This is a genomic window from Sorangium sp. So ce176, from assembly GCF_051519835.1.
GTDB classification, from domain to species: domain Bacteria; phylum Myxococcota_A; class Polyangia; order Polyangiales; family Polyangiaceae; genus Sorangium; species Sorangium cellulosum_G.
On the sequence record NZ_CP150371.1, the window covers coordinates 2,753,311 to 2,770,275 of the forward strand.

General features: G+C 70.6%; 17 protein-coding genes. 9 read left to right on the plus strand and 8 right to left on the minus strand.

The window, feature by feature from the left end; genetic code table 11:
* Window positions 1-100 precede the first annotated feature (100 nt).
* The 6 genes from WMF42_RS10605 (at window position 101) to WMF42_RS10630 (ending at window position 4,627) form a co-directional block, all read left to right on the plus strand.
* The gene (locus tag WMF42_RS10605; RefSeq protein WP_437694246.1) at window positions 101-1,030 is read left to right on the plus strand and encodes an alpha/beta hydrolase family protein; all 930 of its coding nucleotides are present in this window, start codon (window positions 101-103) and stop codon (window positions 1,028-1,030) included.
* Between the two features lie 172 nt (window positions 1,031-1,202).
* Window positions 1,203-1,553 carry an ArsR/SmtB family transcription factor gene (locus tag WMF42_RS10610; RefSeq protein ID WP_061606034.1) on the plus strand — a complete coding sequence of 117 codons (351 nt, stop codon included), beginning with the start codon at window positions 1,203-1,205 and terminating at the stop codon, window positions 1,551-1,553.
* Entirely contained in the window at window positions 1,550-2,035 is a 486-nt protein-coding gene (locus tag WMF42_RS10615) for an SRPBCC family protein (protein ID WP_437691807.1), read from the plus strand. The genes WMF42_RS10610 and WMF42_RS10615 overlap by 4 nt, the downstream gene beginning before the upstream one ends.
* A gap of 135 nt (window positions 2,036-2,170) precedes the next feature.
* A complete protein-coding gene (locus WMF42_RS10620; RefSeq protein ID WP_437691808.1) occupies window positions 2,171-3,052 on the plus strand; it encodes an AraC family transcriptional regulator in 882 nt (293 codons plus the stop codon).
* 110 nt (window positions 3,053-3,162) lie between these two features.
* On the plus strand, window positions 3,163-3,663 hold the full coding sequence (locus WMF42_RS10625) for a DUF6223 family protein (RefSeq protein ID WP_437691809.1): 501 nt from the start codon (window positions 3,163-3,165) through the stop codon (window positions 3,661-3,663).
* Between the two features lie 73 nt (window positions 3,664-3,736).
* Window positions 3,737-4,627, plus strand: coding sequence for a helix-turn-helix transcriptional regulator (locus WMF42_RS10630; protein ID WP_437691810.1), 891 nt, complete (start codon window positions 3,737-3,739; stop codon window positions 4,625-4,627).
* A gap of 59 nt (window positions 4,628-4,686) precedes the next feature.
* Here WMF42_RS10630 and WMF42_RS10635 read toward each other — a convergent pair whose 3' ends face one another.
* Together WMF42_RS10635 and WMF42_RS10640 are read right to left on the minus strand one after the other, a co-directional pair.
* Window positions 4,687-5,124, minus strand: a complete 438-nt coding sequence (locus tag WMF42_RS10635; protein WP_437691811.1) for a hypothetical protein — start codon at window positions 5,122-5,124, stop codon at window positions 4,687-4,689.
* Window positions 5,121-5,819 (minus strand): dioxygenase, encoded by a 699-nt coding sequence (locus tag WMF42_RS10640; protein ID WP_437691812.1) that lies wholly within the window; start codon window positions 5,817-5,819, stop codon window positions 5,121-5,123. Before WMF42_RS10640 ends, WMF42_RS10635 begins: the two co-directional genes overlap by 4 nt.
* 69 nt (window positions 5,820-5,888) lie before the next feature.
* Here WMF42_RS10640 and WMF42_RS10645 point away from each other — a divergent pair, with 69 nt between their 5' ends.
* Together WMF42_RS10645 and WMF42_RS10650 are read left to right on the plus strand one after the other, a co-directional pair.
* Window positions 5,889-6,020, plus strand: coding sequence for a hypothetical protein (locus WMF42_RS10645; protein WP_437691813.1), 132 nt, complete (start codon window positions 5,889-5,891; stop codon window positions 6,018-6,020).
* A gap of 12 nt (window positions 6,021-6,032) precedes the next feature.
* The gene (locus tag WMF42_RS10650) at window positions 6,033-7,292 is read left to right on the plus strand and encodes a peptide-N-glycosidase F-related protein (RefSeq protein WP_437691814.1); all 1,260 of its coding nucleotides are present in this window, start codon (window positions 6,033-6,035) and stop codon (window positions 7,290-7,292) included.
* Window positions 7,293-7,410: 118 nt separating this feature from the next.
* Here WMF42_RS10650 and WMF42_RS10655 read toward each other — a convergent pair whose 3' ends face one another.
* The 5 genes from WMF42_RS10655 to WMF42_RS10675 form a co-directional block, all read right to left on the minus strand.
* Entirely contained in the window at window positions 7,411-9,279 is a 1,869-nt protein-coding gene (locus WMF42_RS10655) for a c-type cytochrome (RefSeq protein ID WP_437691815.1), read from the minus strand.
* Window positions 9,280-9,427: 148 nt separating this feature from the next.
* Complete coding sequence (locus tag WMF42_RS10660) at window positions 9,428-10,582, minus strand: hypothetical protein (RefSeq protein WP_437691816.1); 1,155 nt, start codon at window positions 10,580-10,582, stop codon at window positions 9,428-9,430.
* A 244-nt stretch (window positions 10,583-10,826) separates the two neighbouring features.
* A complete protein-coding gene (locus tag WMF42_RS10665) occupies window positions 10,827-11,315 on the minus strand; it encodes a hypothetical protein (protein ID WP_061606039.1) in 489 nt (162 codons plus the stop codon).
* An 11-nt stretch (window positions 11,316-11,326) separates the two neighbouring features.
* Entirely contained in the window at window positions 11,327-13,027 is a 1,701-nt protein-coding gene (locus WMF42_RS10670) for a DUF2330 domain-containing protein (protein WP_437691817.1), read from the minus strand.
* Window positions 13,028-13,260: 233 nt separating this feature from the next.
* Window positions 13,261-13,779: a MarR family winged helix-turn-helix transcriptional regulator gene (locus WMF42_RS10675; protein ID WP_061606041.1), complete on the minus strand. Its 519-nt coding sequence runs from the start codon at window positions 13,777-13,779 to the stop codon at window positions 13,261-13,263.
* Here WMF42_RS10675 and WMF42_RS10680 point away from each other — a divergent pair.
* The gene (locus WMF42_RS10680; RefSeq protein WP_437691818.1) at window positions 13,774-15,330 is read left to right on the plus strand and encodes an FAD-dependent oxidoreductase; all 1,557 of its coding nucleotides are present in this window, start codon (window positions 13,774-13,776) and stop codon (window positions 15,328-15,330) included. The two genes, WMF42_RS10675 and WMF42_RS10680, sit on opposite strands and share 6 nt — an antisense overlap.
* Window positions 15,331-15,384: 54 nt before the next feature.
* Here WMF42_RS10680 and WMF42_RS10685 read toward each other — a convergent pair whose 3' ends face one another.
* Complete coding sequence (locus WMF42_RS10685) at window positions 15,385-16,956, minus strand: WD40/YVTN/BNR-like repeat-containing protein (protein WP_437691819.1); 1,572 nt, start codon at window positions 16,954-16,956, stop codon at window positions 15,385-15,387.
* Between the last annotated feature and the right edge of the window lie 9 nt (window positions 16,957-16,965).

Here is a 16,965-nt window from a genome sequence, read left to right on the forward strand (position 1 = left end):
GTGGAGGTACAACGTGAGCAACCGAGACTTTTCAGACCACATCCTTGTCGCCACCGGGGCGAGCGGGGGTGTCGGCGAGGCCGTCAACCCCGCAGCCGTCATCCCCAGCGCGCCCACGCCGGTCCTCTCGGTCAGCCCGATCGTGCTGCCAGCCCCCGGCCGCGCCGTCGATCTCCAGGTGCGCGCCTCCGCGCCCGTGACCGGAAGCGAGCTGCCCATCATCCTGCTCTCGCACGGCCACGGCTACTCCAACCACCTCTCCTCGTTGAACGGCTACGCCCCGCTCGCCAACCACTGGGCGGCACACGGCTTCGTCGTGATCCAGCCCACCCATCTCGACTCGAAGACGCTCACCCTCGATCGCGATGACCCCGATGCGCCTCTGTACTGGCGAGCGCGGGCCGAGGACATGAAGCGCATCCTCGACCAGCTCGACGCGATCGAGGGCGCCGTCGCTGGGCTCGCCGGGCGCCTGGACCGGAGCAAGGTGGCCGTCGTCGGGCACTCGATGGGCGGGCACACAGCGAGCCTGCTGCTGGGCGCGCGGCACAGGGATCCCCACGACGGAACGGAAGTGAACCTCGCCGAGCCCCGGATCAAGGCGGGGGTGCTGCTCGCCGCGCCCGGCAGAGGCGACGCCCTCAGCAAGTCAGCAGCCGAGAGCTACCCCTTCTTCTCGACCATCGACTTCTCCACGATGACGACGCCCGCGCTCGTGGTCGCCGGCGACAAGGACGACTCTCGCCACCTGACGGTCGCAGGCGCCGACTGGCACGCCGATCCCTACTTCCTCTCCCCGAGCCCGAAATCCCTGGTCACCCTGTTCGACGCAGGGCACGGGCTGGGCGGCGTCTCGGGATATGACGTCGCCGAGACCACGGACGAGAACCCCGAGCGAGTGGCTGCCGTCCAGCGCCTCACCTGGGCCTACCTCCGCAGCGCGCTCTACCCCGGAGACTCCGCGTGGCAGGAAGCGCAAGACGCGCTGACCGGCGTGGCCAACCCGCTCGGACGGGTCGAGTCCAGATAAGCGAAGGAGGCCCATCCGTCGCAGACCAGCAGCACGAGGTGGCCCCCCTCGACCGCGAAGAGAGCGCCAGGCGGATGGCAGCTAGCTGAGGGCCCTCCCCGAGGCGACGAGGGCCGCCGCCGCCCCGAAATATTTACTTGCGTGAATATACACGGTGGTGCATATTGAGCCCATGCCCAGCTCGGAATTGTTCGAAGTGCTGGCCGATCCGACGCGGCGTCTCCTCGTGGAGGCGCTGCTCGACGGCGAGCGCGCGGTCGGTGAGCTCGTCGAGATCGTCTCGATCCAGCAGTCCGGCGTCTCGCGCCATCTGCGGATCCTCGGGGAGGCCGGGTTCGTCGCGGTGCGGGCGGAGGGAACGAGGCGCCTCTATTCGCTGCGCCCGGAGCCTTTCCGACAGCTCGACGACTGGGTGGGGCGCTATCGGTCGCTCTGGGAGAAGCGCCTGGATCGGTTCGGCGAGGCGCTCGAGGCGAGACGAGCGGCGCGGAAGAGTGGGACCACGAAAGGACGAAGTGAATGAACGTTACAGCCAAGAAAGCCAGCATCCTCATCGAACGCACCTACCCGGCCTCGGTCTCCGAGCTCTGGGAGCTCTGGGCCACCAAGGACGGCTTCGAATCGTGGTGGGGTCCCGAGGGATTCCGGGTCGAGGTGCATGCGATCGAGCCGAAGGAGAACGGGCTTCTCCACTACACGATGATCGCCGACTCCCAGGAGATGATCGAGGCCATGAAGCGCGGCGGGCAGCCGACGTCCCACGAGGTGCGCGCCCGCTTCAGCGCTTTCTCGCCGCAGAAGGCGCTCACCATCACGAGCATCGTCGACTTTCTCCCGGGCGTCGAGGCCTACGAGAGCCACATCGAAGTCCTCTTGACCCCGCTCGCGCACGGCGCGCACATGACCGTGACGCTGCACGCGATGCACGATCCCGAGACCACGGAGATGCAGAGGGCCGGCTTCACCAGCCAGCTCGGCAAGCTCGACAGACGCTACATGAAGTGAGCGTTCCCCGAGAGGGTCCTGGCGCCGCCGACGGCGGCGCTGCCCCGTCTACCCGGGCGAGAGGCTCGTCGCCGGGCGCGAGGCCGCCCGCGCGGCGCTGTGGCCGGCGGCGTGATTGTCGGCCATGATGTCCACGTGTTGTATGTCCGCCACGTGCCGGGTCCGCCGCTCTCGGCGCACGTCGCCGAGCTCTGGTGCCTTTCGGCTGCTCCGCCCCGCGCCGCCGAGCGCATCCTGCCCTCCGGTACCCTCCAGCTCGTCATCAACCTCGATGAGGACGCGCTCCGCATCCACGACGGCCCCGCCATTCGCCGCCATTCCGGCGCCGTCGTGTCGGGCGCGTACCAGTCCTCCTTCGGCGTCGATACACGCCAGCACGCGTCGATGGTCGGGGTCCACTTCCGCCCTGGCGGCGCGTGGCCGTTCCTCGGCGCGCCGCCCGGCGCGCTGACCGACACGCACGCCGACCTCGCGGAGCTCTGGGGGCAGCGAGCGGCGGAGCTCCGCGAGCGCCTGTGCGCGGCGCCGGATCCGCGCGCTCGCTTCGCGCTGCTCGAGCGCGCGCTGCTCGAACGCCTCTCGCGTGCGCGCCCCGGTCATCCCCTGGTGCCGCACGCGATCGCGGCGCTCGAGGGGGGCGAGCGCCGGGTCGCCGACGTCGCGGCCACGCTCGGCATCAGCCACCGCCGGCTCATCGACGTGTTCACCGCCGAGACCGGCCTCGCCCCGAAGGCCTTCGCCCGGATCACACGCTTTCGGCGGGCGCTCGCGCGGGCCGAGGCGGAGCGCGATCCGGACTGGGCCCGGCTCGCCGCCGCGTCAGGGTTCTGCGATCAATCGCACCTGATCCGCGAGTTCGTTGCCCTCTCCGGTGATTCGCCGACCGCGCTCATCACCGCGTCCTCCCGCGAACGCGTCAAGCTGCACCACATCGCCATCGCCGCGTCGGCCGCGCCGGAGGGAGGGCGGGGAAGGGGCCGGCGACAGGCGCGACCTCGAGGTGCCCTGACCCGGTGACCGTGAAGGATCGGCGCGGCGCCGGGACGCACCCCGGCGCGATCGGCAACAAGCCGGGCCGCTTCCAATTCGTCCAAGACCGGGGGGCCCGCCGGGCGTAGATGTGGATCATGACGCAACGCTCGCTGCAAGTTGACACAGAGGTCGGCGATCCCGGGAAGAAGTGCAATGCAGCTCCGCGGGCGGCCCCACGGCCGCGCGAGACCGTCAGGGGGATCGGGGCAAGGAAGCGCTTCGCCGCCGCGGCCGCCCTGCTCGGGGGGGTCGGGCTCGCCGCACCGGCGGCCGCGCAAGGGGTCATCGGCACCGGCTCCGGGCGAGCCGGGGCCACCGTGGCCGTGGTGGTGGGGCTGATCGGCGTGATCCTCGGTGGGCTGGCGCTGGCCCGATCCGTCGGTCGTATCGGCACCGGCAACGGGCGTGACGGGGCCATCGCGGCCCTGGTGTTTGGGCCGGTCGGCATGTTCCTCGCGGGGCTGCACCTGGCCACCTCCACCGGGGGTGTCGGTACTGGCAATGGGCGAGGCGGGGCGATCGTGGCCCTGGTGCTGGGGCTGATCGGCGCCGTCCTCGGTCGGATGGCACTGGCCCGCTCTCCCCGCAGCGGCTGACCCGGGGACGCCACCGCCAGCGGCTCGGTCGGCCCGAATTGACAGACCTGGCTCACGTTGCTCCGCTACCCGCATGGGCCGCGAGGACCCCTCACCGTGCGAGCAGCTGCGCCGGAGCCTGGATGCCGCGACGCCAGGGCGGTCGCCCCGCGCGGCGGTCTCGTCCCACCCGCTCGGCGCAGCCGAGATGATGAGGATCGACGGTGGACCGCTGCGGTCGGTGCACGCGCCGCGCTCCGGGACCGGCGGAGGGCACGCTGTCCTGCTTCAGCTCGAGGGAGGCTGCGTCATCGAGCAGCCGGCGGGCGCCTGCGAGCTCACGCCCGGCTCGATGGTGATCCTCGACGACTCGAAACGTACGGTGCGCACGGTGACCGGCAGCAGCGACGCGCAGCGGTGGCTCTTCGCGCGCGTTCCATCGCGCACCTTCGGAGGTGGCATGTTCGAGCGCGCGTCGCTCCGCGTCATGACGCGGGACAACGCCGTCGATCGGCTGCTGCACGACCTCCTGTTGAACCTCTGGTCCTCGGCGCCCTACATCGACGGCGTGCAGCAGGCGGCGGGTCTGGCGGCGCTCGACGCCTCGGCGAGGATGTCGTCCGCGGCGCAGGACGCGCGGAGGACCGCGCGCGTCCATGTCCGGGTCGAGCGTGCCATCGAGCTCATCGAGCGTGAGCTGGCGGATCCGGACCTGACGGCCGAGCGGGTGGCCTCCGCGCAACGCGTCAGCCGACGGCACCTCGATGGGCTGTTCGCCGCGAGCGGCTCGAGCGTCGAGGCCTGGATCCGAGAGAGGCGACTGCAGCGGGCCGCGGAGGCGCTGGAGCTCGGCAGCCCGGACACGAAGCTCCTCGCAGTCGCGGTCGAGAGTGGGTTTTCCAGCCAGAGCCACTTCTCGCGCGCGTTCGCCCGTCGCTTCGGCATGACGCCCAGCGCGTGGCGCAAACGCTCCTCGCGCGTCTGACGACGCCGCGGCGGAGCTCGGCGGCGGCGAGCGCGGCGCCGCGAAGCCGTGGCGCTAGCCTAGGGGCGGCTCGCGCGCGGGTCTGCGGCGCGGTACATCCTGTTCAGGACGCGAAGGCTCAAGAGCAGCGGGACGCTGACAAGGGCGACGACGAGGGCGGCCATCGTGAAGGCGCGCGTGCCCGACGTGACGTTGCCGAAGGCGCCGATGTTGAACGTGACGACCGGCGGCACGAGGATGGCCGCGCCGAACATCGTCACCGCCACGGTCCGCACGGCGTCCACGGTCGCGTGGCGCACGGCCCGCGCCGCCCCGAGCGCGACGCCGATCGTCATGGCGCCGAGGAGCCCGATCGGGACGCGCGCCAGCGTTCGATAGGCGTCGGGACCGAAGAGCCGCGCCGGCATCACGAAGCACGCGAGGCCGAGCGCGAAGCTCGCCGCGCCGAGCGCGCCGATCACGACGCGGATCCAGGCGGGGGCCCGCGCGGGCGTCATGCATCCTCCAGGACGAAGTCGAAGATCGCGACAGGAGGCCCCGAGGCGGTCTGTCGGAGCTCGGCCACGAGCCTCGGATTGAACAGGAGGTCGCGCGCGTGGCTCTCCGCGTCCTCCGGGAAGTAGATCTGCGTCGTCAGGAGCCTCGTCCTCGCCCCCTGCGCCTTGACATGGATATGAGGGGACCGGACCATGCCGAGGATCAGGTACCCCTTCGGGAAGACCGTGGTCACCTCGAACTCGCCGCCGGGGCCGGTGAACTGGTGGCCGCGGTATCCGTAGTCGACGTTATCGTACAGCGCGTCCTCGTCGGTTTGCCAGAGGTCGATGACGGCCCCCGGGATCGGGCGGCAGCGCACGTCGAGCACGCGACCGCGCAGCACGAGCTCGCGGCCCCGATGGCCTGGGCGCCGGAAGTCCGTCTTGAGCGGCGTGTTCGGGGCGTAGAAGGGCCCCTCCTCCGACGGGTCTGTCGCGGGCTGGTCCACGCACGCGGGCGTGGGCGCGAGCGCGACGGCGGGCGGCGCCGGCAGGTCATAGACGAGGGGCTGCGCGACGAGCTGCTTCGATGCAAGGCCGCCAAGGCCGAGCGCCGCGAGCCCGAGGCCGCCGAGGCCGGCCATCAGGACATCGCGGCGCGTGGGTATGCCATCGTCACGCGTCGGGATCGTCGAAATTTTCGCGCCTTCCTTCATTGCAAAGCTCCTTGCCCCGGAACGGGTCGTCGAAGCATGCGGCAGGCGGAGTGCGGAAGTTTGCCCGAGGTGGAAGTGAAGGCTTGCCCGAGGTGGAAGCGAAGCCAAGGGGGCGAGGGCCAATCGCTGCTGCTCCCGGCGACCACCCATCCGGGCGAGGTGGGGCTGCCGCTCCAGCGCCACATCGAGTCGGCGATCTGATACGTTCGACGAATGAACCTGCGTCGCGCGATACCGTACTTCTGTCCGCTGGCCCTGCTCGCCGCGTGCACGAACGAACAGCGCCCTGACGTGGGCACTGGCGGCGGCACCGGGACCTCCGAGAGCTCCGGCAGCACGAGCGCAGCGACAGGGACCAGCGCGGGCACCGGCGGCGGTGACGGCACCGGCGGCGGTGACGGCACCGGCGGCGGTGACGGCAGCGGCGACAGCGGCGAGGAGCAGCTCCTGGAACCCGAGGAGGTCCCGGTGCTGGAGAACATCGTGTTCTACGACGGCTACGCCGCGACGGTCGACGAACCGATCCCGGACGGCGTGATCCGCCACGACAACTCGCTTGTTGCGACCAGGCTGACCGACGAGCTGCTCGCCAGGATCCAGACCACCCTGAAGGTCCGCGTGGTCGTGGGAGCGCGTTGCGACAACTACGACCGAGTCGGCTCGGTCAACCTGGCGCTGGTCCCCAAGGGGGCCCAGACCTACGATACGGGCGAGGTCGACCGGATCGAGGTCGCACGGTTCGTCACGCCCTTCATGAACATGAACAGGCAGCCGACGACGGTCCCCTACGAATGGGAGGCCAGCAACCTCGTGCCGATCTTGAAGGATCCCGACCTCCTGGCCGACCACGATCTCTGGTTCGAGCTGAGCATCTTCGGCGTGCCTTACGCCGCGAACGACGAGGTCGCCGGTTGCGCCGGTCGCAATGACACGCAGCTCGGATCGCTGCTGTTGTATACCGACAGCGCGCAGGAGGCCCAGGACTTCAGCGTCCTGTTGCCGCTGGCGATCGGCGAAGACTTCAACAATCACGCCATGGGCGCCAGCGACAAGGTCGGCACGACCCGCAAGACCGTCAGGTTCGAGCTGCCGGCAGATACACAGAATGCGCAGCTCGTGCTGATCACGTCGAACCACGGCGCCAACCAGGGCGGCGAGGAGTATATTCGCCGCGACCATTACGTATACGTCGACGGCAAGCTGGCCTTGCAGTACAAGCCCGGGCGCACGTCGTGCGAGCCGTTTCGCAGGTACAACACCCAGAGCAACGGCATCTACGGGCCGTCCCCGCGGTCGGACGAAGCATGGCAGTCGTTCAGCAACTGGTGCCCGGGCGACGTGATCGACACCCGGATCGTCCCGTGGGGGGCCGCGAGCGCCGGCATGCACGAATTCGTGATCGACGTCCCTGACGCGACGTTCGCCGGCGGCGAGGGCAATTTCCCGTTCTCGCTCTACGTGCAGGCTCGGTGAACACGTCCCTTTGACACGCTCGACAACTCGTGTCGGGACGCGCGTCGACGGGCTCGATGGCAGGCGCCTTGCGCACGGGCGCCGGCGCCGGGCGGCGCCGCGCCCGTGCGCTTCGAGCTCATAGCGTCTCCAGGTACGCGACCAGATCGTCGATCTGGGCCGGCGTGAGCGCCGAGGTGACGCCGTGCAGGTCGCCTCCGCCGCACGGCCCGAAGCGGTCGTGGAGCGTCGCGGCGCAGCCGTCGTGCATGTAGGGGGCCCGCGCCGCGAGCCCGCGCAGCGACGGCACCTGGTAGGGCTTGCCCGTGCCCACGTCCATTGTCTCGCCGTTCGTCAACCGCTCGCCGGAATGACACGTGGCGCACGCCAGGGTCGGGTCGTTGAAGAGCACCTCGCCGCGCGCGACGGCGGCCTCGTCCGCCGGCTTCGACCGGGGCAAGTGCTCGATTGTGTCGATCCACGCCGCGTACGCCGCGACCTCCTCGGGGAACTGGGAAAAGCCGCCCATCCGGCGCTGGAACACTTCCTCGACGAGGGCGCCGAAGTCCGCCAGCTCCCCCCCCCAGTGCAGCGGCGCCGTCGCGAGCACGCCGCCTGCGACAGTCTGCGTGCGGCGCCACCCGGTGGACGCGAAGTGCCAGCCCCGGCCGTCCTCGTGCCCCTCCGGGTGGCAGGAAGCGCACGCCAAGGTCAAGGTCTGGGACCAGTCGCCATGATGAAAGAAGTGATGGGCGTCGTCGAGCCGGCTCTCGCCAGGAATCTCGATCAGGTTGATCGGCTCGCCGCTCAGGGCCGCGAGGCGCACGATGCCCGGCGGCTGTCGGAGCTGCACGAGCAGGTTTCCCTCTGCGTCGTAGCCGACGGCGATGGGATCGCCGCTCATCTCGACGTCGAGCACACGCTGGTCAGCGGAGGCCGAGCAGGTGTCGAACGCGTCGCGCCGCTCGAGCGTCACGAGCGGCGTCTCGAGAACGCTCTTGCTGCCCGCCTGCAGGATCGCGGCGTTGAGCCCATCCGGCGAAACAGCGATGTCGACCGGGAGCACGCCCGTCCCGATGCCCCCCACGTCGGACCTTGAAGGGGTGGGCGGCGATCCGGGCTCGCCGGGACGCGGGCGCATCACGGTCACCGCCGAGTGGAGTATCCTCTGTTGACAATTCTTGCCGTAATAGCTGCCGGGCTGCGTATCGTCGATGGGGTTGACGACGCCGCGCTGGTGCACCATGGCGACGCCGCCCCCGGGCAGCGAGAGCGTCCTCCACGCCACGCCCGGCATGAACTCGAGCTCGACGCCGCTGTTCGCCCGGGGGGCGGAATGAAAGAAGACAGGTGGCTTGATGCGCTCGGCCACCGTCCCGTCCTCCGTGACGACAAGGAGCTCGGCGGACCGGAAACGGCTCACCAGGAGCGAGTCCCCCTGGACGATGACGTCGCGCAGGTCGCGGTCCAGGCGAAGCTCGCGGACGGGCGGGGCCGCGACGTCGGAGGAGAGCGTCACGAGCTCGCCGCCCGCGCAGGCCACGTGGAGGAGGCCTGTCGAGGCGTCGTGGGCGAGCCCGCGAGGCGCGGGGCAGACGGGCCTGCGGTGCATCTCCCTGGTCGCCAGGTCGATCGTGACCACCGCGCCGCCCCGGCGGAGCGCCACATGAGCGACGCCGGCGGTCCCCTCGGTCACGCGCCCTGGCTCGTCGCCCTTCTCCAGAGGGAGAATGTGGACGTCGTCGGCGAAGAGGTCGATGATCGATATCCTGTCGCGATCCGGATCCGCAGCGACGGCCAGCGTCTTGTCGGCGGTCACGAGGAGCGTTCCGCCGCTCACCGGGGGAGGCGGCACCGCAGAGACACGGGGAGGCGGACCTGTCCACGAGCCGCCCTCCGGATACTCGAATTCTTCCAGGGGGTCGGAGTCATCGTACAGCGTGCACCCAGCGACGGTCGCAAACACGGCGGCGAGCGCGGCGAGCCGCGCCCCGGTTCGAGCGTTCATCGTACCTCCTGCAGACGGCGCCGCCATGCAAGGAAGCTGCCCGGGTCGTGGCCTCGCGCTCCGGACGACGGATCTCGTCGACATGGGGGCGGAACCCGTGCGCTCGCGGGCTCGTCCGGAGGCGCGTCCGTCCAGCGGCCGATCGAGCTCAGGGAGATCCCTCGTCGGGATCGACATCGGGAGCATAGCAGTCCGAGAAACCGTCTCTGCCCGTCTTGCACACCTCGTCCTGGAAGCACCAGTAATAGTCCACACCGGACGTCGTGCCGCAGTACCGGACCCCATGTGTGCCGTCGTCGTTGACGACGCACGCTTGCTGACCGAGCTCGGAGCAGTCGGTGACCACGGTGTCCGGCTGGAACCAGCACCTCGGTCGAGCCCCGGGGCCGGTCTGGCACGCGAACGGGCGCGCTGCTTCCTCGCTCGCATCGCTGTACTCGCCGTACGGCGGCACGAGCCCCGGGATCCCGGTCCCCGTCGCCTTCACGCTGCACACGGCTCCCGCCACCAGCGTGTCGAGGCGGCACTGGGACTCAGGATGGCCCTCCTTCGTCACCGCGACCTCGGTCGTGTCCGGTGTGTCGAATCGCGGGTAGACGAGCTCCCTGGGCGCCTGCAGCACGGCCTGCTCCTCGTAGAACCGCCCCGTCTGCAGGCTGGCGAGCAGGATCCGGCCGCAGAGCTGCTGGCTCGCCAGGTCGCTGGTTGCCGCGGTGCAACGCTCGCGCGCGGAAGGGTCGAGCTCGGCGAACGCCGCGGCGTTGGCCTCGGTTTCATTCGCCCACAGCCGCGGCAAGCAGTCCTTGGTGGCAAAGTAGTCGGACTGCCCCTCGGAGGAGATCGACGTGCCCAGCGCGCTGTCCACGCGGCGGGAGGTCTTGAACGGGAACCCGCCGATGAAGTGCCCCATCTCGTGGCACATCGTGAGCGCGAACACCTCCGGCGTCATGCTCGAGACAGTGAGGTATCCCTTGCTCACTTCAACTGTCCAGTCCTCGCCGGCGTTGAGCAGCACATGGGCGCTGACCGCATCGCTGTCCCAGTCGATTCTCCACGATATATTGTGGGTACCTGCCGGATTCGCGGCCGCGGCGTGGTCCTGGTAGAGCGCGACAACGCGATCGAGGATGGCCTCCGCCTCCTCACGCGTCGGCGGGCGCTCCCCCGAGAGCGGCGCGCCATCGACAGCGCCTCCGAGGGTGGCGGCGGAATTGCCGTCCGTCCCATCGGTGGAGACGTCATTCACCTGTCCGATGCACGCCGAAAGGAGAACGGATGAAGCAAGAATGGTGTAAAATTTCATGATAAACTCCGTCGAGCTGGATCGCCGGACGAAACCGGACGGAGCCAGTCAGTCGACGTCGGTGCAGCGCCAGGCGCGCCGCGGAGCCCTGCTGATACAAGGCGACGAGGAGCGACGACGCGATGCGACCGACATCGGCTGCCTGGCGGCGGGAGCTTCTGTTCGGTGCTCTTGATGCCGCCGCGGGGCTCGATCCTTCAAATTACTTTGCTGTGGCCTGCGACGTCCGCCAGGCCTGGGCTCCCTACGGCCGCCCGGCGCACGCTTCGTCGCTGTCCCACCGGGGGCGCACAAGCCGCTCGCCGGTCGCAACCATGCCTCGCGCGTCGGTCACCACCCCCCTGATCCGGAGCGGTTGGCCGATGGCACAAGCTGGCTCACCGAGCACGGCCGGCCATCCGATGAACTCGCACCGGCCGTCCTCGAGCTCCGTGAGCTCGATCCTCCCCCGGCTCGTCGTCGCCGAGGAGGGGTCGCCGATCACTGTCGTCGTGACCTCGAGCTCCACGCCCTCGGGCTCCAGGCCGAGCGTCCGGACGCTGGTCCACAGGTGCCAGCCGCCCTGGGCGCCATGGGCGAGCTCGACCTCCTGGCCGTCGGCCAACGGCTCGAACTGCCACTCGCCGGTGCCGAGCTCGGCGACGCCCTGCGCCTGCGGCTCGTCCCCGCCGGCGCAGCCAGGAGCGAGCGCAACGAGCACGACGAGACAGGCGGCGGACGTCGCGCAGGCCACGGCGCGGGCTCCTACGAGCGCCGGCGGCGTCGCACGGCGAGCAGCATCCCGAGCAGCGCGCCGCCGAGGCCGCCGGCGCTGCCAGCGTGGCCGCCGGCGTTGCAGCCTCCAGACGCGGCCTGGACGGCGGGCGGCGGGACATCGACAGGTCGGCCACCCGGCAGCGAATCGGGCAGCGGCGGGACGCGCCGGTCGTAGAAGGACGCGGGGACGGGCTCGTCGGGAAGCACGCAGGTCGTCTCCCGGCTGCCGTCGGCGGCGATCGCGCCGACCGCCACATGACCCGCCGAACAGCGGCAGGTCGGCGTCATGTTCATGGGCACGCACTCGCCGTTCGGGCCGCAATCGAACGTCGCACAAGGATCCGCGAGCGGCGGCGCGTCCGGAAGCGCCCGGTCACCCGGGTTGAGGAACGACATGCGGAGGTCCTGGCAGGTCACCATCGGCTGACCCGACGGATCGAACGTCGTGCGCGCTGTCGTCCCTGGCACGCACGCGCAGGCGGCCACAGGCTGGGCGCCGCCCGCGACCTCGACGACGCGGCACAGGCCGCCTGCGCCGCACGCCGCGAAGTCGCACGGCGACGCGGCGGCGCTCTCGGCGTTCGGAGCGCCCCCGCACATGTCGCGGCCCTCGACGTACCGCGGGAGCACGCGGACGTTCGATACATCGGGACCGTCGGTGCGCCGGAAGATCGGATCGACTGTCATCTCCTCGGGCGACAGGCGGGTATAGAGCCGGGTGATCGTCGCGTTGCCCTCCAGGAGCGGCAGCAGCGCGTCGCGCGCCTCCACCTGCGCCTCGTCCGAGCTCATCGTGTTGCGGACCTGCTCGGCGATGCTGGCCGTCGGTCCGCTCATCTCCGTGACGAAGCCGCGACCGCCGGCCTCGTCCACGCCGCGCGCGACGAGCGCCGTCCAGTTCGTCTGCAACGGCCAGTCGTACAGCCTCCAGACGATCTTGTCGTCGTCGATCTCGACGTCCGGCCAGTTGGCCGGCCCGTAGCGCCGGTCGCCGAGGATCATCACGGTGATGCCCATCTCCGGCTCGGCCGCGATCGCCGTCAGCCGGATCGGGATCGACGGCGACCCCGACGGAAGCGTGAAGCGGAACGGCTGGATGTCGCTGACCTCGGCGTCCGGCTGGAGCCGCAGCGCGAGGAACTTCATCCCCTCGCTCGTATAGATGCGGATGTACGGCGCCATCGCGTCGTTGACGCGGAACCCGTTGCCGCGGAGCCAGTCGACGAGCGCCGCGGGATCGGTCGACTCGATCACGGCCACGTCGTACGGCCCTACCTCTTCCCGGAGGTGCACCGTGACGCCGCCGTCGTCGACGCCGCCGTCGCTCGCGGTCGGCCCCGCGCCGGCGAACACGGGGAGGTCGCAGCTCGGGTCGTCGGGCCACTGGAACTGCGGGCCCGTCGCTGCATCGAGGGCGGTGAGCGCGAGCTGCGGGAACACAGCGAGGCTGTCCGCCGCCGGCACCTCGGCGAGCGGAACCACCCAGGCGAAGTCCGGCGCCGCGCCCGCATACTGGATCTGCGTCACCATCGTGACCGAGCCGTCCTGGTTCGTCGCGAACAGGATCCGCTCTGCGGTCTGGTCCACCGGCTGTCGTCCGCAAAAGAATCCACCGCACGCCTCGACGGGTCGTGGCGCCGTCGCCAGCGCCGCCGCCGCCATCACCGTAGCCGCCCACAGCTTGCGCATCGTCCAAGACCTCCTCGCCCGACTGGCCGGGCGAACGCCCCCAGGCAAACCCAGTGCCACGATCGAAAGGAAGGCGATTCCTGGGTACAACGCCGCGGGGGACCGACCCAGGTTGGGCGCCCGCGGCTCCACCAAGCTACCTGCCGCGGACCCGCAAATGCAAGCCGACCGCTGGCCGCCACCGGCGTCCTCTCCCAGGCGACACCCCGTCGAGGAGCGGCGTGGTCTGCCCCTCAGGTCCTGTCCGGTCCGCCGGACGTCGACATCAAGTCGTCAACGAACCGGCGCATCAGGCGCACCAGGTCGTTGAAGTCCTCCTCACTCCACCTGGCGAGGATGGGGGCCGCAATTCTCTGACGAGCGGCGTCCAAGGCGTCCGTCATCTGCCGCCCCTTGTCGGTGATCACCGCCTCATGGATGCGGCGATCGGCTGGGCTGGGCCGACGTTCGATCAGCCCCAGGCTCTCGAGCTTTGCTACCTGGCGGCTGACGGTCGTGTAATCCCGCCCGGCTCGCTCCGAGAGCTCGACAACGCCGATCGGCCCGTAGCGCTCGATCCCCACCAGCAGCGGAAAGAGGGCTCGATCCAGGGAGATGCCCGCCTCCGCGAGCAGCGCCAGATCGCGCTGCGGCTGATTCATGAGCGCCACCAGATCGACCATGGCTCCGTGGAGCTCGCGGAGCTTCTTTTTTGTAGTCCGTGTATTTTGCACAAATTCTCTTGACGCTCCGGCGGGCGTAACTATATGCATAGTACACATATTCGAAACGCGGTCCAAGAAAAAGCGGAGCTCGCCGTGGAATCACATTGTTCGACGGATGTCCTGATCGTTGGCGCAGGTGCTGCCGGGTTGACCCTGGCCATTGAGCTCGCCCGCCGGGGCGTTGCGTTCCGGCTCATCGACAGGCTGGACGGGCCGTTTCGCGGCTCGCGCGGCAAGGGGATCCAGCCGCGCAGCCAGGAGGTGTTCGAGGACCTGGGCATCCTCGACCGCGTCGTCGCGGCTGGCGGCCTGTACCCGCCCCAGCGGGAGTATCGCGACGATGGAGGCCACGAGGAGTCGCAGATCATGGAGCCTCAGGATCCGACACCTGGCGAGCCCTATCATCTGGCGCTCCTCGTGCCCCAGTTCCTGACCGAAGCCGCGATGCGCGAGCGCCTGGCGGAGCTCGGGAGCTACCCGGAGTTCGGCCGAGAGCTGAAGGGCTTCGAGCAGGATGGCGAGGGCGTCGACGCCCGCATCGCTGGACCGGCGGGCGAGGAGACCGTCCGTGCCCGCTACCTCGTCGGCGCGGACGGCGGCCGCAGCGTCGTACGGAACGCGCTCGCGATCGGCTTTCCCGGCAAGACCCTGGGGGTGCGCGCCGTCGTCGCCGATGTCGTCCTGGATGGGCTCAGCAGGGACGCCTGGCATCAATTCAAGCCAGGGCCGATGGAAAAGCAGGTATCGCTGTGCCCGCTCATGGGCACCGACATGTTCCAGGTGCTGGCGCCGATTCCTCTGGAGGGCGATGTCGATCTCTCCCCGGAAGGCCTCACAGCGATGGTCGCGGGCCGCACGGGCCGAGGCGACATCGTGATCCGCTCTGTCTCCTGGGCCTCGGCTTATACAATGAACGCGCGCCTCGCCGACCGTTACCGGGACGGGCGCGTCTTGCTCGCCGGCGATGCCGCGCATATCCACCCGCCGACGGGTGGGCAGGGCCTCAATACGAGCGTGCAGGACGCCTACAACCTCGGCTGGAAGCTCGCCGCCGTCCTGGCAGGCGCGCCGGACGCGCTGCTCGCGACCTACGAGGAGGAGCGCCGGCCGATCGCCGCGGAGATGCTCGGCCTGACGACGAAGCTGCTGGAGGCGGCCAAGCGAGGCGTCATGCGCCGCGGGCGCGAGGTGCATCAGCTCGATCTGGGATACAGGGGGTCGTCGCTGGCCATGGAAGCGCCGAAGCGCAGCGGCGGCATCCGCGCGGGCGACAGGGCGCCGGACGCGCCCGTCCGCGGCGTGGCGGGGATGCCGACACGGCTCTTCAAGCTCTTTCAGGGGCCGCACTGGACCTTGCTGGGTTACGGGCTCGACCGGCTCTCGGCCGTCGAGCCGCGCCCCGGGCTCCACATCCACGCCGTCGGGCCGCGCGGCGACATCGTCGATGAGGGCGGCCATCTCCGCGCGGCCTATGGCGTGTCGCCCGGCGACTGGGCGCTCGTCCGGCCCGACGGCTATATCGGCGCCATCGTGTCGTCCGAGCATGCGCCGGCCCTGGAGGCCTACCTTGCCAGCGTCGGCCTCCGATCTCGAGGCTGACGAGGACGAGGGCGCTCTCGCCGCGCAGCGGGCACGCCGCGCTCCGCCATGAGGCTACTTCACCACCTCGCCCGACTTCAGATCGAGCGTCAGCTCGCGCAGGATCTCCGGGTCGGCGCAGACGACGTTGGGGCTCGAGCCCTGCACCTCCTTGCGGATGAGCGCGGAGAGCTTCTGGCCCATGTCGAAGCTCGGTACGAGCGCGGCGAAGAACCTCCGGCCGCCGTCGCGGGTCACAGCGAAGCGCGCGCTCGCGAACTCGGTGTGCCCCTTGAGGGCCTTGCGGGTGAGGGGGAAGTCGTAGTCGTCGGGGGTGATCTTGCTGAAGGTGTAGAGAACGACAAGGTTGCGCGGGCAGGTCGGACCCCCCGGCTTGACGAGCTGACGCTGCGAGGACATCGGCGCCTGTCCAGGCGCCTTGTCGAGCGGCACGGTCGCGCCGGCGGGCGCGCCGGAGCGCTCGCCGGGCTTGCCGTGGCGCAGGAGCGCCCCGCCCGCCGCGATCCACAGGGTGCCGTCGCTCGCCGTCGCCAGGTCGTGGGCCTTGACGCCCTCGGGCAGGGGGGTGCGCTCCCACGTCTCCCCGCGGCGCGCGAACACAGCGCCGTCGCTCAGCACCCAGAGCGTCCCGTCGCCGGCGACGGCGGCGTCGGCGACGCCTGCCCCGGGGCTCGGCCCCTCGACCTCCTTCCATGTCGCGCCGTCGAAGCGCGACGCGAACCCGTCGAAGATCCAGGCGTCGTTCGCCGCGCCCGCGAGGACCTGCGGCGGGGCGCCGCCGTGGTCCTCCCGCTTCGCGAGATCGAGCCCGAGGATCGCCGAGGTCCTCGCGCCGGGCTGCCATAGCTCCAGCGACGGCTCGCCCGCGCAGCTCCGCCCGTAGCTGAGGACCTTGCCGTCGCCGGTCGAGCCCACAGCGTGCGGGAGCACCGCCGTGCGCTGGGTGGGCATGTCGAAGCCTTCGATCGAGCACTCCTTCTTCACCGAGGGGGTGAGCTTCAGCCCGGGCTTCGGCCCGCGCACGGCCACGAACTGCGACTCGTGGAACGGCGCCATCACCGGGGCCTGCAGCGCGACGACCGAGGCCCCGATCTTCGCCAGCCCCACGAACGCGTTCCCGTGCTTCTCGTGGCGCTGCTGCCAGCCCCGCGGCCCCAGCGTCCAGAGCTCGGCGATGCCGGTCCGCCCCGTGTCCCCCGTGGCGATGACGTCGATGGAGTCGGGCCAGCGCCCCACCACGCCGGCCACCTGGCGCAGGCCGGACGGCAGGCGCAGCGACTTCTGGACCTCGATCGTGCCGTCCGGCAGCAGCACGCCGAGCGGGTAGCCCCACCAGCCGTCGGCCTCGTCCTGGATGCTGACGCCGCCGGCGAGGAGCATCGCGCCCTCGATGGGCAGGAGGCGCACCTCGTCGAAGGGCGCGCGGGCCACCGGGATGAACGGCGAGGCCGGCGCCGCCGGCGCGGAGGCCGCGGGCGCTGGCTGCGCCGCCTGGACGGTGTCGCCGGCCGGCGCCGGCGCGCTCGACGGGGGCGCGCCCGCGCCCGCCGGCTCCGGCGGCGGCGCGGCGCCGCAGCCAGCGAGGGTCATCCACAGCACGCCCGCTCCCATCGATCTTCCGCGCATCGGTGCTCG